Source organism: Paenibacillus sp. ISL-20 (assembly GCF_018613005.1).
In the GTDB taxonomy this organism is placed as follows: Bacteria; Bacillota; Bacilli; order Paenibacillales; family Paenibacillaceae; genus Paenibacillus_AQ.
The window spans coordinates 35932-58713 of the sequence record NZ_JAGGRD010000005.1 but is presented as its reverse complement, the minus strand read 5'-3'; the positions used below and the strand labels follow the sequence as shown (position 1 = coordinate 58713).

23 protein-coding genes and 1 pseudogene are annotated in these 22782 nt (G+C 48.4%); all 24 read right to left on the bottom strand.

What is annotated here, in order from left to right; all coding sequences use genetic code 11:
• Positions 1–370: 370 nt before the first annotated feature.
• The 24 genes and pseudogenes from J7E85_RS04225 to J7E85_RS04110 all read right to left on the bottom strand — a co-directional run bounded on the left by J7E85_RS04225 (position 371) and on the right by J7E85_RS04110 (position 22770).
• Entirely contained in the window at positions 371–2116 is a 1746-nt protein-coding gene (locus tag J7E85_RS04225) for a LysM peptidoglycan-binding domain-containing protein (protein WP_215155330.1), read from the bottom strand.
• A gap of 163 nt (positions 2117–2279) precedes the next feature.
• Complete coding sequence (gene ilvE / locus J7E85_RS04220) at positions 2280–3164, bottom strand: branched-chain-amino-acid transaminase (protein WP_215155328.1); 885 nt, start codon at positions 3162–3164, stop codon at positions 2280–2282.
• A complete protein-coding gene (gene pheA, locus J7E85_RS04215) occupies positions 3165–4052 on the bottom strand; it encodes a prephenate dehydratase (RefSeq protein ID WP_215155326.1) in 888 nt (295 codons plus the stop codon).
• Entirely contained in the window at positions 4049–5017 is a 969-nt protein-coding gene (gene thrB / locus J7E85_RS04210) for a homoserine kinase (RefSeq protein WP_215155324.1), read from the bottom strand. Before thrB ends, pheA begins: the two co-directional genes overlap by 4 nt.
• Entirely contained in the window at positions 5014–6087 is a 1074-nt protein-coding gene (gene thrC / locus J7E85_RS04205; RefSeq protein WP_215155322.1) for a threonine synthase, read from the bottom strand. The genes thrB and thrC overlap by 4 nt, the downstream gene beginning before the upstream one ends.
• A 61-nt stretch (positions 6088–6148) precedes the next feature.
• On the bottom strand, positions 6149–7435 hold the full coding sequence (locus J7E85_RS04200) for a homoserine dehydrogenase (protein WP_215155315.1): 1287 nt from the start codon (positions 7433–7435) through the stop codon (positions 6149–6151).
• A gap of 54 nt (positions 7436–7489) precedes the next feature.
• Positions 7490–7927 (bottom strand): ACT domain-containing protein, encoded by a 438-nt coding sequence (locus J7E85_RS04195; RefSeq protein ID WP_063478870.1) that lies wholly within the window; start codon positions 7925–7927, stop codon positions 7490–7492.
• Between the two features lie 233 nt (positions 7928–8160).
• Positions 8161–8823, bottom strand: coding sequence for a hypothetical protein (locus J7E85_RS04190; RefSeq protein ID WP_215155313.1), 663 nt, complete (start codon positions 8821–8823; stop codon positions 8161–8163).
• A gap of 115 nt (positions 8824–8938) precedes the next feature.
• Positions 8939–10159, bottom strand: a pseudogene (locus tag J7E85_RS04185) (IS256 family transposase).
• Between the two features lie 440 nt (positions 10160–10599).
• Complete coding sequence (locus J7E85_RS04180; RefSeq protein ID WP_215155311.1) at positions 10600–10770, bottom strand: hypothetical protein; 171 nt, start codon at positions 10768–10770, stop codon at positions 10600–10602.
• Between the two features lie 20 nt (positions 10771–10790).
• Positions 10791–11444: a hypothetical protein gene (locus J7E85_RS04175; protein WP_215155309.1), complete on the bottom strand. Its 654-nt coding sequence runs from the start codon at positions 11442–11444 to the stop codon at positions 10791–10793.
• Positions 11445–11488: 44 nt separating this feature from the next.
• On the bottom strand, positions 11489–12241 hold the full coding sequence (locus J7E85_RS04170) for a hypothetical protein (RefSeq protein ID WP_215155307.1): 753 nt from the start codon (positions 12239–12241) through the stop codon (positions 11489–11491).
• A 24-nt stretch (positions 12242–12265) separates the two neighbouring features.
• Positions 12266–13024 carry a hypothetical protein gene (locus J7E85_RS04165; RefSeq protein WP_215155305.1) on the bottom strand — a complete coding sequence of 253 codons (759 nt, stop codon included), beginning with the start codon at positions 13022–13024 and terminating at the stop codon, positions 12266–12268.
• A 20-nt stretch (positions 13025–13044) separates the two neighbouring features.
• The gene (locus tag J7E85_RS04160) at positions 13045–14352 is read right to left on the bottom strand and encodes an SPFH domain-containing protein (RefSeq protein WP_215155303.1); all 1308 of its coding nucleotides are present in this window, start codon (positions 14350–14352) and stop codon (positions 13045–13047) included.
• Positions 14353–14638: 286 nt separating this feature from the next.
• Positions 14639–15949, bottom strand: a complete 1311-nt coding sequence (obgE, locus tag J7E85_RS04155; RefSeq protein ID WP_076323137.1) for a GTPase ObgE — start codon at positions 15947–15949, stop codon at positions 14639–14641.
• Positions 15950–15962: 13 nt separating this feature from the next.
• The gene (locus J7E85_RS04150; RefSeq protein WP_215155301.1) at positions 15963–16703 is read right to left on the bottom strand and encodes a Spo0B domain-containing protein; all 741 of its coding nucleotides are present in this window, start codon (positions 16701–16703) and stop codon (positions 15963–15965) included.
• A gap of 169 nt (positions 16704–16872) precedes the next feature.
• A complete protein-coding gene (gene rpmA / locus J7E85_RS04145; RefSeq protein ID WP_071223405.1) occupies positions 16873–17184 on the bottom strand; it encodes a 50S ribosomal protein L27 in 312 nt (103 codons plus the stop codon).
• A gap of 17 nt (positions 17185–17201) precedes the next feature.
• On the bottom strand, positions 17202–17534 hold the full coding sequence (locus tag J7E85_RS04140; RefSeq protein ID WP_076323135.1) for a ribosomal-processing cysteine protease Prp: 333 nt from the start codon (positions 17532–17534) through the stop codon (positions 17202–17204).
• 13 nt (positions 17535–17547) lie between these two features.
• Positions 17548–17859, bottom strand: coding sequence for a 50S ribosomal protein L21 (rplU, locus tag J7E85_RS04135; RefSeq protein ID WP_006208810.1), 312 nt, complete (start codon positions 17857–17859; stop codon positions 17548–17550).
• Between the two features lie 161 nt (positions 17860–18020).
• On the bottom strand, positions 18021–19256 hold the full coding sequence (locus J7E85_RS04130) for an Rne/Rng family ribonuclease (RefSeq protein ID WP_215155299.1): 1236 nt from the start codon (positions 19254–19256) through the stop codon (positions 18021–18023).
• 118 nt (positions 19257–19374) lie between these two features.
• Positions 19375–20238, bottom strand: a complete 864-nt coding sequence (locus J7E85_RS04125) for a M50 family metallopeptidase (RefSeq protein WP_215155297.1) — start codon at positions 20236–20238, stop codon at positions 19375–19377.
• The gene (locus J7E85_RS04120) at positions 20231–21139 is read right to left on the bottom strand and encodes a peptidoglycan DD-metalloendopeptidase family protein (RefSeq protein ID WP_215155295.1); all 909 of its coding nucleotides are present in this window, start codon (positions 21137–21139) and stop codon (positions 20231–20233) included. The genes J7E85_RS04125 and J7E85_RS04120 overlap by 8 nt, the downstream gene beginning before the upstream one ends.
• A 170-nt stretch (positions 21140–21309) precedes the next feature.
• Positions 21310–22104 carry a septum site-determining protein MinD gene (gene minD, locus J7E85_RS04115; RefSeq protein ID WP_009594006.1) on the bottom strand — a complete coding sequence of 265 codons (795 nt, stop codon included), beginning with the start codon at positions 22102–22104 and terminating at the stop codon, positions 21310–21312.
• Between the two features lie 3 nt (positions 22105–22107).
• Positions 22108–22770 (bottom strand): septum site-determining protein MinC, encoded by a 663-nt coding sequence (locus J7E85_RS04110; RefSeq protein ID WP_213647987.1) that lies wholly within the window; start codon positions 22768–22770, stop codon positions 22108–22110.
• Positions 22771–22782: the final 12 nt, after the last annotated feature.

Sequence of the window (22782 nt, the reverse complement as noted above, 5' to 3'; positions counted from 1 at the left end):
TCAAAGATCAACTTCTTCGTTACCAGCGAATCTCGTTCGCACCAGCAACTCTTATAATATATCATGTTTGTTTCGATAATGCAAGAGGTTTTTTCAGAAAGTTTTTTAAGTTCTTCTTAAGTCCTTCATTACTTTCGGTTAACCTCTATTCCATCGCAATCTTGCTTATCGCGACTGGATTTATAATGTATCATATTTTTCAACCCGATAGCAATATATAATTTCTTCCAAATGATAATTCCTTTATAAATAGCTATTAGCAGTATTTTATTACAATAGATTCATAGACAGTATGTCGGATGAGCATACAAAAGGGACCGAGATGAGGTCCCTTTTGTTTAACTATATCCAGGCATTCATTGATGATGTCTTAACCCTTGATCCAGGGATTGTGGCGCTTGCCTTTTGATGAGACTTGGGGCTTGCGTGATTTCTTGGCTGCTGTTCTTGTTTTATTAGCTTGCTGACGATGGACTTTGGCTCTTTCCTTAGTATTCTCTTCAATGGCGGTATCTCTGGATCCGGATGGTTCCGTATCGTTCTCAACGTCACTGCTGACCGACATATTATATTGCATCGCTTCGAATGGAGCCGATGGATTGAATGCCGAATCGAGCTGCTGGTCATTTTGCCGATCATACCAGTTCTGTTCATATGGATTTACAAATGGAGGATATGCTCCTTGAGTTCCCATGAGTTCGGACGGATATCCGTATGGCCTAGCATTGTAGTCCATTCCACCCTGCCAAGGTTGATACGGTACCGCCATGTCCGGTGCATGCTGATAATGCCCCTGTTGCGGCATGTTATAGTGCGGACTAACTTCTCCCCCGTGGCATCCGCATGGAGACGGCACATAACCATATGTCGCCGCTGTATAATGATGCTCAGGATATGGATGGTAATCGGAACCCATATTCCCTGTATAAGATTCCGCGATTGAGAACTGGGAATATTCCAAGCTCATTGGCTGTTCAGAAACACCCGGGTATCCTGAAGCTGCATTTCCCCAGCCTTCATTGTAGGAAACGGGCATCGCTTCCTGCGGCATATGGTGATACGGATGAACGGCTGGGCCGTAATCGGAACCATGCCAATGTTTAGATTCCTGGCAACCACATGGCCCTTCATGAAAACCACCGTATGGAGGCATCATAAATGCAGGCGCTTCTTGAAAAGGAAATTCCGGACATGGATGTGGCATCATATGAAGTGGCATCTCCACAAATGGCGGACATGGTTCGGCCATAGGATGGATTGTGTGAGGTAACGGCATGGTTTTTACAGGGTACGTAAACTCCGGCTCTATTGGTTTATATGGCAGTTTATACTCTGGTTTGTACTCTGGTTTGTACTCTGGTTTATATTCAGGTTTGAATTCAGGTTTGAATTCAGGTTTGAATTCAGGCTTGAATTCAGGCATGATTGCAGGCTTTTTAAAATCCGGCATGACATCCGGTTTCTTTACTTCTGGCAGGATCTCTGGTTTCTTGACTTCCGGCAGGATGACCGGCTTCTTGATTTCAGGTAAAATCTCCGGTTTGTACTCCGGTTCGAATTTCTTAGGCTCCTCGGGGAAAGGCGAAATCTCAGGAAGCTTCGGCAAAATCGGCGGCTCAGGCTCCTTAACTTCCGGAACAACCGGAGGCTGCTCGATCGGCGCTGTGATTTCTTCCTTTACTCCTGTGTAATCCTTGCTGCCTGGCTTCTTCTTGCCCGGGTTCGAACCACTGCCACTGCTCATCGAAACCCCGTCATCTGCGCCCGACTCCGAATATACGCCTGATGAAGGGATGTTCACGACCTCTCCCACCAGCAGGGCATTCGGATTTTTAAGCTGCGGGTTGGCATCAATGATTTCCTTCAGGGTTACGCCCCATGCCTTCGACAGTTTCCAGAGGGAGTCCCCCTGCTTTACCGTATGCTTATGGATAATGGGTTGGCTGCCGCCTGGTACCGGAACAGGCTCTGTCGGTACTTTGATTTTGGCACCGACATCGAGCTTATTCGGATCCACTAGCTGTGGATTGGCATCGATGATCTTCGCTAAAGGAACGTCGTATTTTTTGGACAGCTCATATAGGGTGTCGCCTTCCTTGACGATGTGTATCTTCACGCCGCTAAAACCTCCTACACTCTTCTAGGCGTCATGTAATTCGCCCGCTTTCGTTACTACATCCTATGCACGGAATAGGCGATTGACATCCCTCTGGGCAAAAAAAATCCTTTCATCGACATGAAAGGATTGTTGAAGTCGTTTATTTAGCTGTCCAAAAACGTTAGGATTCCCACACTTTATAACCGTCTTGATCCACAATTTTCCGGAATTCCTCGAGCAATTGAAGCGTAATTGGACCAGCCTGCCCTTTTCCGATCATCCGTCCGTCAATTTCGCGAGCGGCGATGACCTCGGCGGCGGTTCCTGTAAAAAACACCTCGTCTGCAATATATACGTCATGCATGCTGAAAGGCTCTTCCTTCAATTTAATGCCGAGTTTATCGCATAAATCAATAATCGCCTGACGTGTAGTACCTTCAAGCGCACCAAGGTAGCACGGAGGCGTAGTGACCACGCCGTTTTTCACGATAAAAATATTGTCCCCGGAGCCTTCCGTCACATATCCTTGTGCGTTCATCATGATCGCTTCATCCGCTCCCGCAAAGTTGGATTGGATCTTCACAAGAATATTATTCAAATAGTTCAAAGACTTGATTTTCGGATTGAGCGCATCCGGAATGTTACGACGCTGGGCTACGGAAACGGCCTTCAAACCGTTCAGATAAGCTTCTTCAGAGTAGATCACCAACTGCTCCACAATGATCAACACCGTTGGTTTAGGGCAGCGACGCGGGTCCAGACCCAGATTGCCTGCACCTCGGGATACTACGATACGGATGAACCCGTTCCGCATATCGTTGCGCCGAATCGTTTTGGCCATAGCCTCCAGCAGCTCATCATATGCCAGTGGGATGACTAAATCGATGGACTTGGCGGAATCGTACAGCCGATCCAAGTGTTCCTTGCACTTAAAGATGTTGCCGTTATATATCCGAATACCTTCGAATATGCCGTCTCCGTACAAAAAACCATGGTCAAAAACGGATACTTTGGCATTCTCTTTTGTGACGAATTCTCCATCCAGATAGATCCATTGCTCTGACATTTACTTAACTTCCATTTTCTCACTCTCGTACTCATAGCCCGGATAAGTGCCCAGCACACGAACCAAACATCCCAGCGCTTCAATCTCTCCCATGGCGGCGAGCAATAGAACGGAATCCGCTGCGGCCATGACATCGATATAAAAATAGTAATTACCGAGTTTCTTCTTCGTCGGACGGGATTCGATCCGCGACAGGTTCAGGCGCCGCCAAGCAAAAGCAGAAAGCACCTGATGCAGCGCTCCCGGCACATCCTCTGGGAGGGTCACGAGAATGCTGGTCTTGATATGCTCCGGCGAACGGTTGACTGAAATCGGTTCGCGTCCGATCAGGACAAACCGGGTGTAATTGTTATCATGGTCGGTAATACGCTCGGCAAGCAGGTTTAATCCGTGAGTGGCTGCGCCAAGTGAAGTGCCGATCGCCGCCCATCCCTGGCCAGGATTTTCCTTTACGATCTTAACCCCTTCAGACGTGCTGCCTACTTGCTCCAACTCAGCCTGTGGTGCGGCCTTCGCGAGGAATTGACGGCACTGGGCTGTTGCTACTTGGTGAGACCAAATTTTTGTGATTTTACTGTAATCCATCGTACCATCATTTGAGCGGAACTCGGCAGCATTTCCGATCAGGTTTTGAATGGAAGGATAGACCCATTCTACCTGCATCGGCAGATCCACCTCATTGACCAACCAATCCATATGAAGGCTCACGGAGCCTTCGATGGTATTCTCAATTGGGATCACGCTGTAATCGCTTTTTCCTTCTACTGTAGACATAAATACATCAGAGATCAGTTTATGGTGGACAAACTCCACCGGCTCACCGTTAAGGAGATAAAGTATCGCTTCATGAGATACCGATCCTGAGGGCAACAAGGCTATTTTTTTCATGCGGTAACTTCCCCTCTAATCATATCCAAAAAGGATCTATTGTTTATATCATCCAAGAGCTGGACGCCTTCGGCAACTGGATTCAATGGGTAGCACGAAGACGAGATTCCTTCCGCCTTCATCGTCTCCAATAAATATGCGCTCAATTCTTCTACCCGCCAATCGTTCCGATCCACCAACGCAATCATCGTCGGGCCCGCTCCGCTTAGTGCAATACCGAGCGCTCCGCGGCTTGTGGCTTCAGCCAAAATTTTGGTCATCCCTGGCACAAGTGGTGCCCGATAGGGCTGGTGAATCCGGTCTTGCATTGCGGCACGAATCAAATCCAGTCTGCCTGCCGAAAGAGCCGCGGTCATCAAGGAGGATCGACTAATATTATACACAGCATCCACTAAACTGACCTGGGCGGGCAGAGCTTCCCTTGCTTTGGATGTCGCCAACTCGAAATCGGGAATAACGACGAGCGTGCCGAGGTCTGCTGGGGGTTCAATTCGTATATAATCCGCATGGGCTCCGTCCCATACCGCCGTAATAATCCCTCCAAATAAAGAAGCCCCTACATTATCCGGGTGCTTCTCAAGATCCGTCGCCATGTCAAAAAGCTTGGAATCGGGCAGCGGCGAACCGACCAGCGCATTGGCAGCCGCCAGCGCCCCTACAATCGCCGATGCACTGCTGCCAAGGCCGCGGGTAAGCGGAATTTCGGAATACATGGAAATCTCGAGATCAGGAACAGCCTGTCCCGCTTCTTCAAAAACCATCTGAGCCACCTTGTAGATCAGGTTGCTCTTATCCGTCGGCAGACCGCTCATCTCATCACCATGAAGATGGAATACGGTCCGCTCCGACGCCTTCATCTCGATCCAGGAATATAAAGACAATGCCATGGCGAGTGTATCGAATCCAGGTCCCAAATTAGCCGTACTGGCCGGAACCTTCACCCGGACACCTTGAGACAAACTCATACCCGTGCAGCTCCTTCAAGCTTAGCAATAGCATCCATTACGGCTGATTCTGTATCCGATACGACGAGCGGTTCAGCGTTCACGGTAGAAATGGCGATATTCGGATCCTTGAGCCCATGCCCTGTCAGCACACAGACAACGGACTCTCCACCTTTAAAATATCCTTCGCGCTTCATTTTATAAACGCCTGCGATGGAGGCAGCCGATCCTGGCTCGGCAAAAATGCCCTCACGCGATGCAATTTTGCGGTATGCTTCCAAAATTTCTTCATCTGTCACGTAGTTAATCTGTCCACCGGATTCCTCTGCGGCGGCAACCGCGGTTTTCCAGCTGGCCGGGTTCCCGATACGGATGGCAGTCGCTACCGTTTCCGGATTCACAATAGGCTCTCCCTTCACGATCGCCATAGCACCTTCTGCTTCAAATCCTAGCATTTTCGGTAGTGAAGATGATTTGCCCGCTGCGTGGTACTCTTTAAATCCTTTCCAGTAAGCGGAGATGTTCCCCGCATTGCCGACCGGAATCGCCAGCACGTCCGGAGCTTTCCCTAACTGGTCAACAACTTCAAATGCAGCTGTCTTTTGACCTTCGATTCGATAAGGATTCACGGAGTTCACAAGCGCAATCGGATGCTTCGCCGTAATCTCGCGCACGATTTCCAGCGCCCGGTCAAAATTGCCCTCAATCGCAATGACCTTCGCTCCGTAGATCATCGCCTGGGCGAGCTTGCCCAGCGCAATATTATTGTTCGGAATGATAACGATACAGTTTAATCCGCCACGAGCGGCATAAGCAGCTGCTGCTGCAGACGTATTACCCGTGGAAGCGCACATAATAGTGCGGCTTCCCTCTTCCATTGCTTTTGCTACGGCCATTACCATTCCACGGTCTTTAAATGAACCCGTTGGATTAAGCCCTTCAAATTTGAAATGCAGATCAATTCCGAGCTCTTCAGATAGATTCACGGCTTTGATCAAAGGTGTGTTCCCTTCCTTAAGCGTTAGAAGCGGAGTACGCTCATTCACCGGCAAATATTCTCTGTAGGTTTGAAGCAATCCTTCATACGGCATCTCTCATGTTCTCCTTTTCTTATGAAAAAATTATATCGGGTATTTAATGAGTACTAATCCCTTATCCTTCAACACGGTAAACACTTTTAATCCGGCGAATGACTTCCAGGCCTTCAAAATGATTCAGCACTTCATCCATATTAGCTTTACTCGCATTGTGCGTGACGATGATAATCTCTGCGTCCGGATTATGCTCGTTCGGCTGCTGAACAACGGATTCCAGGCTGACGTTATATTCGGCGAACACCTGCGTAATTTGGGCAAGTACACCTGCTTTATCGTCGACATGAAGCAAAATGAAGTTCTTGCACATGATCTGCTCATCGGTTTTGAGTTTCTTCGGTTTGTAGGGAACGATGGCTTTGAGCCCGTTAACGCCGAGCTTCAGATTCTTGATGACCGCAACCAAGTCTGCAACAACGGATGTAGCGGTTGGCATCTCGCCGGCGCCGGCTCCGTAAAACATCGTTTCACCTACAGCTTCTCCGTATACATAAACCGCGTTAAATACCCCATTCACGGCCGCGATAGGATGTCCTTTTCGAACCATCGTAGGCTGAACAGTGATGCTGAACTCATCGTCCTGACGCTCCGCTATACCCAGAAGTTTCATCTCGTAGCCCAAACGCTTCGCATAGGCGATATCTTCTTTGGTCACTTGCGAGATTCCCTTAACGGTTACATCCTGGAGCTCAACGTTCGTGCGGAAGCCGAGTGTCCCTAGTATCGCCATTTTGCGGGCCGCGTCCAATCCTTCCACATCGGAGGTCGGATCGGCTTCTGCATAACCGAGCTCCTGAGCTTCAGCCAGGACATCCTCATACGATGCGCCTTCTTGGCTCATCTTGGTCAAAATGAAGTTGGTTGTACCGTTCACGATCCCCATGATTTTCATGATTCGATCCGAGGAGAAGCCTTCAATCAGCGTTCGGATAATAGGAATACCGCCAGCAACGCTTGCCTCGTAGAACACGTCGCACTGCTTCTCTTGCGCCTTGGCTAATATTTCGGCACCATGGAGAGCCATCAGATCCTTATTCGCGGTTACGATATGCTTACCGCGCTCAAGCGCTTCGAGGATATAGGTTTTCGTCTGCTCAATCCCGCCCATTACTTCAACGATGACATCAATCTCAGGATCGCGGATGACCGCCCATGGATCTTCCGTCAGTTTATTCTGGTCCACATTGATACTGCGGTATTTCTCCAAATGTTTGACCGCGATGCGTTCTATCGTAATCGGCGAACCGACCTGGCTGCTCAAATCCTCCTGATGCCCCTCAACGATGCGGACAACCCCTGTCCCTACGGTTCCTAATCCCAAAAGTCCTACTTTGACCGGTTTCATTAATACACTACCTCCTATATCCCATCGCATAGATATCTATTTATTCGTCATAACTTAACCCTGGCCTATCATCTGCACTCTTCTTACTCCGGTTATGCGTCTCAATCCGTCGAGCAGATCATCCAGCTCCTCATTAAGCCGGGATACTTCGACGGAAATCACGACATTGGCGATACCCTGCAGCGGAATGCTCTGATGAATGGTTAATACATTCCCGCCTTCACCCGCTACCAGCCCCAGCACTTCGGATAGCATCCCGGAGCGATGTTCCATATCGATAGAAATCGTTACGATTTCATCTCGTTCCAGTTGATTGATAGGATGGATTCCATCCTTGTACTTATAAAAAGCGCTTCGGCTAAGCCCAACCTGCTCAACGGCTTCATGGACCGTCCTAACGTCTCCCGACGCCAGCAATTTTTTCACTTGCATCGTCTTAACCACAGCCTCGGGAAGGATGTCTTCCCGGACCAAATAGTAGCGTTCCTTCACAAACGTCCTCTCCTCAAAGACTACTGTATTCGTATAGTGGACATTATACTGGATATACCAAGTAAGGGCAATACATAAGTGTCCTGTTTTTTAGATATCCCGATATTTCTTATGTCAACTCTATAGCCTATACTATATCGCAATTCGAATCGGAACACATCGATATTCACGTCAAAATTGTAAATGATGCGTAAGAAAAAGCAGTCTCCGGTATGCGGAGACTGCCGATAACGTTATACTGACGATGTGTAACTCAAGGTCAACCCGCAGTAGTCGCATGGTACTGATTCGTTTGGGTTTAACATGGTTCTGTTTCCGCAGCCAGCACATTCATGATTTTTTGGTCCCAGTGACGGGGCTGATATAGGTGATTGCTCGGATGAAGTGTGGGTATTCATCATACTATTGGTGTCTTCCACGGGAAGATTATTTGAAGGATGTTTAAAAACATTTAGCTGTACCCTTCCCTCCTTTATGATTCCGTTCGGAAAGAGTTTGTGATTGAGCAGATACTGCAAATCTTTTAGCACTGTGGATAGTGGTTGACGAACATGTAATGCAATATCTTCAATGCGGTAATGACCGCTTAGGACGAAGGTTTCATACTCTTTTGCAAGTTTATAAAACCTCGCATTTGCGCTTAACCTTAATCCATACAAGACCGCAACGATCAATAAAGCTATAATGCCTACTACTAACGCCAAGCCAATAGCTTTATCAGCTCGTTGATTAGGTTCAAGCTCACGATATGGAACAAAAAAGTAATACATCACAATAAATATGTAACCACCTATAAGACAATTGGTTAATTGAAAGTAACTATAGCCCTTCCTATAGTTCATATGGGTCGTTTTGATAAAATTCCATAGTACCGGCAATAAGATGACCGGAAACAATATAAAACTCCCAAACAAGATTAAAGCATCCCAACCGGTTGGCTGGAGCTGGGTCTGTCAATAATTTTGTGTAAACTCTTTACCAAGGAATCCCCCGAGGGGGATTTTCGCGTCATTAACGCAAGTAATTGCTCACTCGATCTGGAAAAAAGACGGAAAGCTGAAGCAGCATTTGGCCCCAGTTTTGGACACGGCCTGTCCATTTGCGGGTGACATCCATCGTGGCCAGATAGAGCATTTTAAGCAGGGCTTCATCGGTTGGAAATACACTTTTCCCCTTGGTCACTTTGCGGAGCTGCCGGTGGTAGCTCTCGATCATGTTCGTTGTGTAAATCAGTTTTCGGATCTCGGGTGGGTACTTGAAGAAGGTCGAGAGTTCCCCCCAATTGTTTCGCCAGGAACGGACAATGAGTGGATATTTGACACCCCAGACTTCCTCAAAGCGATCCAGTTCCAATAGCGCCCCTTCCTCTGTTGCCGCTTTGTAGATTGGTTTCAGATCGGCAGTCACTTTCTTGAGATCCTTGTAGGACACATAGCGAGTAGAATTTCGGATCTGGTGAATGATACATTTCTGAATTTCGGTCTTTGGATAGCAGGCAGCAATCGACTCGGAGAAGCCGTTCAGGTTGTCTACGCAGATGATGAGGATATCCTGGACCCCGCGATTTCGGAGGTCATTGAGCACGCTGAGCCAGAACTTGCTGGATTCATTTTCGCCGATCCACATGCCCAGTACATCTTTGTTCCCGTCTAGGTCGATGCCAATGACCATGTAAGCGGCTTTATTCACTATGGCCCCGTCCTGCTTCACTTTAAAGTGAATGGCATCCATATAAACGACGGCATACACACCTTGAAGTGGCCGATTCTGCCATTCTTTAATGAGTGGAACGATTTTGTTGGTGACATTGGAGATAAGAGTAGGTGACACTTCGATCCCGTACAGATTCTGCAGATGATCCTGGATCTCGCGGGTACTCACACCCCTTGGCATACAAAGCGATAATCTGATCCTCGATGCCGGTTACGTTCTTTTGATGCTTCTGGACAACGATCGGTTCAAACTCTCCCAACCGATCCCGCGGAACTGTAATTTCTTGCTCCCCGTACTCGCTGACCACGGTCTTCTTGCTTTTACCATTGCGACTATTCGGTGTCATCTTGGCCTTGACCTCATGCTTCTCGTACCCCAAATGCGTGTCTAATTCAGCCTCAACATCTCCTGCAGTGTTTCGGCAAACAGCTCTTTCAAGGCATTTTGTGCATCTTGGGCCGTTACCAGCTTATTCTCCTTAATGAACGCTCGCAGTTGCTCTTTTGTCCAAAGTCCCATGTGTTCTCCCCAACCTTTCTATTACTTTTCATTTTAATAGATATGGGAGTTTACACAAACTATTTTACAGACTCCTGGAGCTCATACTGTTGATCTTCTTTCACTTTCTATTCATCCTTCTCCCCTCTTCTTCACAGTGATTTAATATCATACGTTAATAAGAAGGATCCCGCAGTATTCACATTCCTTGGCTTCCATATGGTTTAGCAAAACGTTGGAACCGCAGCCCGAACACTTTACGTTTTTCGGCTGTGAAGGTATTGGTGGTGCTTTGATGGTTCTAAGTACGTTTCTACGATCACTTTCTCGGAGACTCGCGGAACCCGCAACCTGAGTGGATTGGATCTGCTCGGCCCCAACCTCATTCATACTCCGTTCAAACATCAACTTACCGTCAACGATAGTTCCACGCGGAAAATGGTTATTATCCATTAAATACTCTAAGATCCTTCGCTACTCTTAATTCCGTTTGTCTTACTTGCTCTGCAATTTCTTGTATATGATGGATCTGATGAATAAAGATCACCTGCGCCCATAATCAAAATAAGATCAATTACCTCTGTCTTTGGTTCATATTTATAATGTTTTTGATCCTTTATTTGAGTTGCCAATGCTAAACCTCCCTTCCCGGCTAAGCAACAATGATCGTGCCGCAGTACTCGCACTCTTTTTCCTCATGGGGTGAAATCACAGTCCTTGCACCGCAGCCGGAACATTCCACTGACTTCGATCCAATATCCTGTTGAGTCTCAGCAGGTTTTACTGACTCTCTATGCAATGAAGGGATCATCAGCACACCATTCTCAATCTTCCCATAAGGAAGCATCCGCTCCTTGATCATAAAGTTCAAATCCCGGATCACATGGGATGGGGTTTGATTCGCTACAATCGCAATATGATCGATGTAAATCAGACGCCGCTGCAAGACGGCCTCTGTGTAAATACTCAATAGCTTTCGGAATTTCTTGTCTGCTAGCTCAGCAGCAACAAGCAGCAGCATGACTGGGACTAATAGACACAATGCCATCGCTAAATTGTCGTTTAAGAACTCCTCGCTGGTTTCGCTCGCCAGTAGAAAGATCACAGAGGTAATAATGTACGAACCGAAGAATACCCATCCCATCAGCCTTGCGTTTCTTCCCCTGAAACTGTGATGTTGTTGCGTGGGTAAAATACGAAACCCAGCAATGATCAAAGCTAATGGAAAAAACACATACGTCAGACCAATAATAAAATAATCGAATTTTGAAAATTGCGATTTAAAAGGCTTCATTGGAACGCTCATACCAAGATCTCCTCAATTCTTCTTAATCGGATGCATGAATAAGATTAAGCCACAATCACCGTACCGCAATACTCACATTCTTTTTTCTCCAGATGCGTTACGACCGACCTTGCCCCGCAGCCCGGGCATTCCACAGACTTCGGTCCTGGATCGGGCATCGCTTCGTTTCGGGTTAATTGCGCTGGTTCAGCCGCAACTTCGCCCAGTGAATACTGCATTCTCTGTCCGCTGCGCGATACATATTCCCCTTGGAATGGGGATTGGCTTCTCCTCTGCAAGGATGGGATGATGACAACTCCATTGTCGAGCTTTCCGTTAGGCAGCATACGCCGTTCAAACATGAACGTGATATCCCGGACGGCATGTGCCGGCGTTTGTCTTGCCTCACGAGCGATATGTTCAATCTGAGCGAGCCCTCTTTTCATAATGGCATTCGAATAAAATTGCAGCAAGCTGTTGAATTTCTTGTCTTCTTTTTTGGCAATCAACAGCATGATGATAGCTGGAACCAGTATAATAACGCCCCAAACGATGGAAGCCGAATAGAGGCCATCGACATCTTTATCATCAATAGTCGCCAGAATCATAAGCAATTCAAAGATTCCATAGGTGATGACCAAAACCCACCCGAAGAGCCGGTTGTTTCGTCCCTTACAGTGATTATGGCGATGGGTGACAAGCACCCGAACAGCTGCCAGCACAATGGCCAGCGGAAAAAACAGAACCGCCACCGCAATAATGGAATAATCGATGCCTGTGAATTTCTGTTTAAAACGCTTGAGATCAGAAGCTTCCATAGTCTATCCCTTCTATCATCTGCATTAGGTTGATCCCGTTTTTGCTTTCAGAAGTTCCGTGTTGCGATCCTGTACCGTTCTAAGGATATCGCGGATGATGTGAACGGTTTGCTCTGCCAGCTCATCACGTTGTTCCGCTTGTGTCTCCCCGATCAGCGCCACTTGGTCCTCCAACATCGCGATTTTTTGCTGGATCATATGCTCCACTTCATATAATGAGGTGTGTGTGATTGGATCGCTATACCGAAGCGTTTCCTCAAGCTCGGCCATCTGCCGGTCTAACGAATGAATGTTATCTCCTGGCATCTCCCCTAGTTTTCTCCGGATTCCCCCGATCCAAGCCACCGTCTCTTTCTTAACCGAAAGATGATCACTTTCCTTCCGTTCATGAGCTCCTGCATATTTCCCCGCCAAAGCTATCAGTCCCAAAACAACCGAAAACCCTAGGAAGGTTATCAGATGAATCATCAAATACGAAGATTCAGGCAGCTTAAATAAATATCCCAGCAGAATAACCTCCAGCAAGACGGAGATTGCATAGATCCCTATAATAACGCCTGAAGCAATATAAAAAGGTGCTCCTGACGAAGCCGCTTTGCGCTGGTGCATGACAAAACCGATAAATACGAGAATGGCCGCCTCGGCGCATCCGAGGGCTATGCCCGATATCCAAGCATTCAGCTGAACGATCCCACCGATCAATCCGAACAGAAGGATGGTTACGACCGGAAGCGCTACGGCAGCCAGCCATAATCTGTTTCGACTTGTGGTCCTTGTGTTCACTCTATTCCCCCGCTTTCACTTCACATCAATTTATGACCGCACTCCATGCAGAACTTCTGGCCCGGTTTGATCTCATGATGACACCCAGGACATGTAAGTTCATGGCTCGACCCGCAGTGCGGGCAAAACTTGGCTTCCGCATCCACCAATTCACCACATGCCCGGCAAGGCATAGGCAGCGGTGCACCGCACTCCGGACATTCAACAGCACCAGCCGGGTGGTCATGGCCACACTTAGGGCATGCATGGTAAGGGTCTCCGCAGTGAAGACAAAACTTGGCATTCGGAGGTAGAGGCTGCCCGCAATCGTTGCACCGGACGGTTCTCGCGGGCTCTTGCTCGGCTTGCGCCTGAAGCGACTTGCCGCAACCCGAACAGAATCGGGCTTCTTCCCCGTTCCGTGTTCCGCACTTGGTACATGCCTTCTGGTTGATTGGCATATCATCCTTCTCTAGTTCCTTTGAACTCTCAAACATATGCCGGGCGGTCTCGTACATCGGGCCGACCATCCCAAGTCCCATGCCCAGCCCGGTTCCCATGACCGCTGCCGGGCTGCCGGGATTCTTCGCTGCCCCCTCAAGCGTATTAAAAGTTCTTTCCTGATGATAGGTATATCCGATGATGTCCATCTCCGCTTTCTTCGCTAGCGCCTCCTTGATTCGAATAGCTGCAGGGTCATTCTCCGGTATGTTGATGGAATCTACATAGAAATTCAACAGAGTGATCCCTATCTCTTCAAATGAAGGCGCAATCGCTTCCATGATATGCTTCGATATTTCCGCTATGTAAGCATTGATCTCCACAACGCTGATTTTTTTGCGAACGATATAGGAGGATATGATTTCCGTAATATTGGACATCAGTACGCCGCGATAATATTTAATCAGGGTGCCCTGGTCAAAAGTTTGCAGCGTACCGACCATGGTCGCCAGAAACTTTCGCGGATCGCTGATCTGTACGCCGAATTGGCCAAAAGCCCGGACCGATACGATAATATTGTATTTCGGATCTTGCAACTGGATCGGCGAGTTGGTTCCCCACTTCACGTCCAGTGAACGAAGTTTATTCACAAACCAGACTTCTGCCGTAAAGGGAGACTTCCCACCGAATGGAAGATTGATCACATTGGATAAAATCGGTATATTCGCTGTACTCAGCGTATGCCGCCCCGCCGAGAAGGAGTCCAGGGCCTGACCGCCCTTATACAGGATTGCCTCCTGTGTCTCATGAACAATGAGCTGGGTCCAAGTCCCTAACTCCTGATTCGGATAACGCCATGCAAACACATCCGGCGGCCCTTCGTATTTTACAACTTCAATAATAGCCATAGTTCTACTCTCCTTTTTACGCCGTTCCTTCCATCCTGATGGTCTATGGAAAAGGACTATTGTACTACTATTGTATACGATTTACCCGATATGTGGATGCAAAATTTGGAAACCTACATGGAAAAAGATATATCTGAACAATTTCACAGCAGATGCCATAAATCACTGCGCATGTTTACGAGTTATCGATTCAAGGAGAATCAACTTCGCTCATAAAAAAAATACCGCCAAGCCTGCTGTTATACAGACCTTGCGGTATTTTTCTTCAAAACGTATTTGTCACGCATTAATAGTAGCTGCTGCCTTCAACAAATTCGAATTCGAAATCGCCAATCCGTACAATGGTGCCTTCTGTCGCGCCCCGTTTCCGGAGCTCTTCATCAACGCCCATATGACGCATCGTTCTTGCAAGCTTCAGAATGGCATCATGTGAATTCATCTGCATCCGTTTCAGCATCCGCTCAATTCGTTCGCTATGCACCACATACATCTCATTATCCCTAGTGACGGTGAAGGAGTTGTCGTTTTGCGCTTTGAATTTATACACCTTACGCTCGGAAACCTCGGATACTTCTTCAATCGCCGGCTCATCCGGAATACTTTCGAGCACATCGATCGTGCGATAAAGAAGTTCTTGGATACCTTGTCGGGTCAGCGAGGAAATCGGCATGACCTCGATGTCCGGACGGATTTCCTTCACCTTCTCTTTGAAGGCTGCCAAATACTCTTCCGCCTCCGGCATATCCATTTTATTAGCGGCTACGATTTGCGGCCGATCGACCAGAACCGGGTTGTAAAGCCTGATTTCATCATTGATTTTTTCCCAGTCCTCAAACGGATCCCTTCCTTCCGTGCCTGCCATATCCACCACATGGATAATGACGCGTGTTCTTTCCACGTGCCGGAGGAATTCGTGACCAAGTCCCACGCCTTCATGAGCACCCTCAATCAGACCAGGCAAGTCAGCCATTACGAAATTGCGACCGTCTCCAACCTCAACCATTCCCAAATTCGGTGTTATGGTCGTAAAGTGGTATGCGCCGATCTTCGGCTGAGCCGCAGATACAACGGATAACAAGGTTGATTTGCCTACGCTAGGGAACCCAACGAGACCTACATCAGCCATCACTTTAAGTTCCAGGGTTACGTAACGCTCTTCGCCTTCCTCACCGTTCTCGGCAAGTTCAGGCGCCGGATTGTTCGGCGTAGCAAAGCGGATATTTCCACGCCCTCCACGGCCTCCTCTGGCAACAACAACCTGTTGACCGTGCCGGGTCAAATCCCCAATCACCTCACCGGTATCGTCATCCATTAAGATGGTACCCGGCGGGATGCGGACAATCATGCTATCCGCATTGGCGCCATGCTGACTTTTATTGCGGCCTTTTTCCCCGCGCTTGGCCTTGAAATGCTTCTGGTAACGGAAATCCATCAACGTGCGCAGTCCTTCGTCCACCCGGAAAATCACGTCGCCGCCCTTACCGCCGTCACCGCCGGCAGGTCCGCCTTCAGGAACGTATTTCTCTCGACGGAACGCAATGAGACCATCTCCGCCGTCTCCGCCTTTTACATATACTTTTGCCTTATCTACAAACATGAAATCACCTTCCTCAAGTCACAAACGGCAAATACAAACGATACGAGGTCTCCCCCGGCTCCGTCTGCTCCACCCGAATGCCTTTGCCTTTTACGGATTGTTCAATCTGAAGCTTCAAGCTGTCCGGGTCTCCAAAGGATCCTTCTCCTTGTGCCCATACCATCAGATCTTGTTCTTGCTGCATAAATGTTAATGTTAATTGCCGGGTATCCCCCCAGGACGCTTTTCCGCTCAGTTGAAAAGCTCTCACCGTTTGAATGATTGCTTCGGTAAAAGACTCCGCCGTTTGTGGCGATACTTTGTCTTCCAGTTGTACCTGGTCCACAACTTCAACGTCGAGCTGCAGATTGTTGCTGTACGTACGGTATGAATGTAAATAAAAAACCAGCGAAGGAATGCCCAGCTTAGAGATTCTGCTCTCCGTCGCCATCCTGTCCTTTATTCTTTCCACAGAACCCACTGTTTTATCAAGCTTTCCAAGTTGAATGTAGCCGTACAAAATTTGAAGCTCATTCATCCAATCATGACGATGGTGATTCAGCATCTGAATCGCCGTCGACTCCATATTCCGAATGATGGCTTGCTGTCTGCGCTCGTCCGATTTTCGGACAAGCCATGCACCGCAGGCAGACGCAGCGACAGCCCAAACCGTCAACACTGCTCCTGCAGCCAAAGTCGGTTTCCATACCATCCATGCTACGGGTATTAGGGAGGTTAACCCCGCCCCAGCTGCTATCCATTTCCAGGATTTCATCGCTTCTCCTCGTCTTTCAACAGCAATTGGTTACATTCACCAAATCCCAGTATATCATAGACTTTCAGGACGGTTCATCCCCTGGATGATGATCTTTGCACAATTTACAAAAAAAGAAGCCCCGGCAACGATGCCGAAAGGCTTCTTCTGTACGCAGCATAAGAAACGATTAAGCTTCTACTGCAGCCGCTACTGGAGCGACATCAACCGGGTAGACGCTCACTTTCTTGCGATCACGACCCCAACGTTCAAATTTCACAACGCCGTCAACTTTCGCAAACAAAGTGTCATCTTTACCGATACCTACGTTCGTGCCTGGATGAATTTTCGTTCCGCGTTGGCGAACCAAGATGCTGCCGCCAGTCACTGCTTGACCGTCTGCACGTTTCACACCAAGACGTTTCGATTGGCTATCGCGACCGTTCTTTGTGGAACCTACACCTTTTTTCGATGCGAATAACTGAAGATCCAATTTCAACATGTTGTCTACCTCCTTCTTCAAGTAGTCAATTCTTGTATTCTTATATACTTGCCGTATGAATCGGCAATTCCCTGTAACATAACGACCATGGATTCGAGAAGCAGTTGAACTTGTCCCGAGACGGAATCGTCTGCCGTAGGCGGAAGATTCGCGCTAAGAAAGCCGCCCTTCATCCGGGTCTCCATAACAGTTCCGGTTAACGCTTCAATAGAATTGACCGTTCCCACTGTAATGCTGGAAACTCCAGCACATACAATATCTTCTCCAGGATTGGCATATCCCGCGTGCCCCGTTACCTTGAAGCTATGGATCCGTCCATCTCCCCCGCGCAGTACTTGTACAGTAATCAATTACCGCACCTACTTACGCTTGGATTTTCTCGATGGTTACTTTAGTGTAAGGTTGACGATGACCTTGCTTCTTGTGGTAGTTCTTCTTCGGCTTGTATTTGTATACAACGACCTTACGGCCTTTACCGTGCTTCTCTACCTTTGCAGTTACAGTCGCACCGGAAACAACCGGCGTACCTGCTACCAAACCGTCCTCTTTGGATACGGCCAGTACACGGTCGAAAGTCACGCTCTCGCCGTCACCTGCAGTCAGCTTCTCGATGAACAATACGTCGCCCTCTTGAACTTTGTATTGTTTACCACCTGTTTCGATAATAGCGTACATTTGCTTGCACCTCCCTATGTCTCAGACTCGCCTAGTTTAAGGTGTCCGTCCTAAGCAGGAACGTCCTTGCTAACCCAACCGGAGCGGTTACAGCATGTGCAGCAAACCATCACTAGACACATACCCAATGATATTATCATATCCCATGTTCACCGTCAACATCATTGTTCGATAACAACGCCTCTGCCCCCACAAGCTCCGCAGGGCTTGGCAAATGGGAGCGAAGAGCTTTCTCTAGCTTTTTTGCGGGTCATTTCCAGCAGTCCCAGCTTGGTCCAACCCACCACAAAACTCTTGGTGCGGTCCTTGCGCATCACAGCCTCCATGGCAGAAACAACCTGCTCCCGATGCTCTTCACGATCCATATCGATGAAATCAACGATGATAATGCCTCCGATATCCCAGAGCCGCAGAATCCTTGCAATCTGCTGCGCCGCCATAAGATTTGTCTTCAGCACCGTTTCCTCGAAATTATCGCCACCGATATATTTGGCTGTATTCACATCCATGATGGTCATGGCCTCCGTCTGATCTACAACGATGGTCACACCTTCGGGAAGCGTGATTTTCCTTGCAAAGCCGGCTCTCATCTGCTCGTCCAACCCGTAAGCTTGAAAAATCGGACTTCCTTCCGAGTAATATGTAACCTTAGGCTCTATACCAGGAACGGTTTCCTTCAGATAGCTCTTGGTTTCCTCGCCTTTAAGCTTGCTGTCGATCACAAGTTCGTCATGAAGCGGATCAAAGGCATCGCGGAGAAAACGCTGCAGCATACCTAGATCACGATGAAGAAGCGTTGGAGCAGGAGAAGATTCGCCCTTGTCGAGAATTCGCGCCCACTCTTTTCGCAGATATTCAAGATCCCCCTTAAGAAATTCTAAAGGCTCGTCCTCCGATACCGTGCGGATAATGATCCCCTCTTCGTCTGTGCGTAGCTGATCGCCGATACTCTTCAGCCTTGCTCTTTCCGCATCACGTCCAATTTTCTTGGAGACAGCAACATAATCCGCAGTAGGCATGTACACCATGCATCTACCAGGAAGCGAGAAATGGGTAGTGACCCGCGCCCCCTTGCCACCTCTCGGTTCCTTCATCACCTGCACGATCAATTCCTGACCTACTGTTAGCAGCTCCGATATTGACGGCTTCTGCTTGGGCTGCTTCTCTAAATGAGGATGGAGCACATCATCAATATATAGAAATGCATTCTTCTTCAGCCCGATATCTACAAAAGCCGCCTGCATCCCCGGCAGCACATTAACAACCCTGCCCTTATAAAAACTGCCAACTACACTTTCCTCACGACTTCGCTCAACGGCGAATTCTGCTAACCTCCCATCTTCGATGAGGGCCATCTGAATGGTCTCATGTTCACAATGAACTATCATTTGCCTCATGGCTTCACCCCTCAAATGGAAGACGATATTCTATTTTTTTATCCTAACACAATCTCAGATGATATGAATGGATAAAGAATCATGGCCCGCCCTGCGTCTTCCTCATGGTGTTTACGATTTACGCATACCAGGGCGGACCATTTGATGCAAAATAAGAAGAGATCACATGCTGCTCCGGAACGACGGCAAGCAGGCTGCCTCGTCCGCTCATGACATAAATCAGATGATACTTCTCTCGTTTAAATAGACGCATGATATCATCCAAAGGTTTCGAAGAATCTGCAACGATTGGCTGGGCAGGACCTAGTCCATCCAAATTTCGTTCATAAATCTCACTCCGATTAACCAAAAATCGTAAGAACCGGTAATGCACATTCCGATAGTCTTCAAAATTGGAATACGCTAAAAAGAGACCGATCATCAGCACATTCAAACGGATACCGCCGCCGAAGAATAACGGCTGCAAGCCATATCCGATCATGATCAAGCTGCACAAAATGCCGGCGCGGGAAGCCCACAGCAAGGTCGCATGATATGGGGCGAGCAGGCTCATGAGAGCCTGCAGCACTTTGCCGCCGTCCAGCGGCAGAATCGGGAGAAGGTTAAACAGCGCAATGATGAGATTCCCCTGAATGATATAAGATAACAGCTGCTCATCTCCCCACCCCGCCCATCTGCACACCAGAGTAATTCCAATCATGATGACATTTTGCAGCGGACCCGCAAGCGCAATGATTATTTCCTTCATCGCGGTCATCCTGCCGTCATCTTCAATGACAGCAACGCCGCCGAACGGCAGCATCTGAATAGCTCGTACCTTGAACCCCATCGCTGCCGCTGCGGCGGCGTGTCCCAATTCATGAATAAACACGATAATAAACAGGGTCAGCAATTCTAAAAAGCGACCGGTCAATACAGAGGCCAGCATGACAATAACAAAGAGAGGATGCAGCGACAATACCGTTCCCTTAAACTTAATCAAACGAAATCACTTCCGCCGGATCGACACCACGATTCCCCTCTTTCAGTTCGAAATAAAGGGCGGGCGGGCTGCCTGTGCCTGAAGACGCTAATGTGCCGATAATATCTCCACCTTGGACCCAATCGTTTACCTTAAGTCCCGATTCTGCCAGCCTGCTGTATATCGCCGTTCTCTGTCCTGTATGCTGTATGAGAATGGTGATCCCATTCTCAGGATGTTCTTTAACCTCAAGCACGCGTCCAGTCTCTATACTCTTAACCGCCCGGTCTGCTAAAGAACCCCCTCCGGCTTCCAAAACAATGCCTTTAAGGTCCACAGCAAAGGATTGAACCACCTTTCCGGAAAGCGGAGGAACTAAAGAAGTCCCGGCATTTACCTTCGTCGAGTGCTCGTCAGTTTGTCCAAAAATCGGAATAAAGGAAGGCGCGCTTCCAAAGTGCTCCTCGTACCATACTTGAGCTGCCTGGAAATCCATCTCATGGCTCAGTCCCTCAACAATAAAAGCTTGCGTACGAAGAGCCCACGGCTGCTGAAACGAAAATACCCCCCATGCCAATCCAAACACCAGCGCACTGACGATCACGCGGCGCACCAAGCCCGACAGAAACGAAGCTTTTCTTGGAGGTTCCCCCGGATCACCGGGATCCAGCGTACCATGCCAACCGCGGTGCCCTTGCTTCCAAAGCTGCTCGGGATCGGGTTCCCTCTCTGCTAGACGAGGGGATGGGTTCGCTCTGTGATCCTGTATAAAGCCTGTCTTGTGAAGATTGAGATTGGCAGGCTTCCTCTCGGGAACGGGCGTCCATGGCGACTTATCATGTGGTACCGGAGACTGTGCCCCTTCCAGCAGCTCGCGAATGCGGGCTTCTCTTCGGTTCTTAACTGAAGTTTTGATGTCCATTGTTCTTTCCCCCTTGGGGCTTGTTTTCTTACTCTATCCTATGAGGAGATGAAAGATATTTAGAACAAGCCCCATTGAAGAGGCGCGCAGAATGTATGCATATCAAAACAGCGTTGATGAAGTAAACAAAAAAACCGATGCCTCTCGGCACCGGTTCGTGTTATAAGCCCTTAACCCATTCCAAAAAACTTTTTGAATTTGGTGAACATTCCTTTTTTCTGATGAATTTGCATCAGAGGAACGGTGTCACCCAGGATACGCCGGGCGATGTTTCTATAGGCGATGGCTGCCTGGGAGTCCGGATTCATCACCGTAGGCTCTCCGATGTTGGCCGCTTTAATGACCATTTCATCATCTGGCACGATACCGATGAGATCAATATTCAGCACCTGCAGCACATCTTCAATCTCCAGCATGTCGCCGGATTTCACCATATTCGGGCGAATCCGGTTCACCACGAGCTTCGGAGACTCGACATGCGAGCTCTCCAGCAGGCCGATAATCCGATCCGCATCCCGCACGGCTGCATTCTCGGGCGTTGTAACCACAATCGCTTTATCTGCACCGGCAATTGCATTCTTAAATCCTTGCTCGATTCCAGCCGGACAATCGATAATGACGTATTCGAATTCCTTTTTCAATTCAAGTACGATATCTTTCACCTGCTCCGGAGAAACGGCATTCTTGTCTTTGGTCTGGGCTGCAGGAAGCATATACAGCTCATCAAAGCGCTTATCCTTGATTAGCGCCTGGTTAAGTCGGCATCGCCCTTCTGCAACGTCGCACAAATCGTATATTATCCGGTTTTCCAGGCCCATCACGACATCCAAATTACGAAGACCGATGTCCGTATCAACCAGACACACTTTTTTTCCGAGCAGTGCCAAAGCTGTGCCGATGTTCGCCGATGTCGTCGTTTTACCGACTCCGCCTTTACCTGAAGTTACGACGATTGCCTCTCCCATGTTCTACACCCCTTTAAACACATTAAAATCCCGACCCAAACGTGAGATGTTGCTGATCTTATCGATCTCCATGCTTCCGTCCTTCAAATACGCAAACTCCATGACCGTTTCCCGCGTCTCCCATTCATCCGGCGGTCTGCTGATCATCTGGGAGATACGGAGCTGGGTAGGGGCAAAATACGAAGCCGCTATAATCGCTTCCTCGTTGCCCTCTACACCGGCGTGCGCGGTTCCACGCAGAGCTCCCAATATGTAGATATCGCCGGTACACGTTATGGTCCCGCCGGGATTCACATCGCCGAGGAACAAGAGATCCCCATCATGATGCAGCACCTGTCCGGAACGCACCATTCCCGTCTTAAGCGTAAACTTCTCCTCTGGAATGAGCTCTGACTCAAGCGGCGGCGACTCCACATTACGTATCAGCAGGTTGCCCTTTTGCTTCAATATGTCAAGAATCGTCTGCTTCTCTTCTTCGGAAATTTTCCGGGAACCCAGCTTCACATCCACATGAATGATAGGTCCGGTCAAAATATTCTGATGACTGTGCTCCAGCTTATAGCGCAGCTCGCCGAGCAACTCCTCCAGCTCACACTGGTCATCAAGCAGGAATACCAGGCCATCTTTGATGCCCTTAATCGTTACATGATTGGATTTTACAGCCATAAGCCTGTCCCT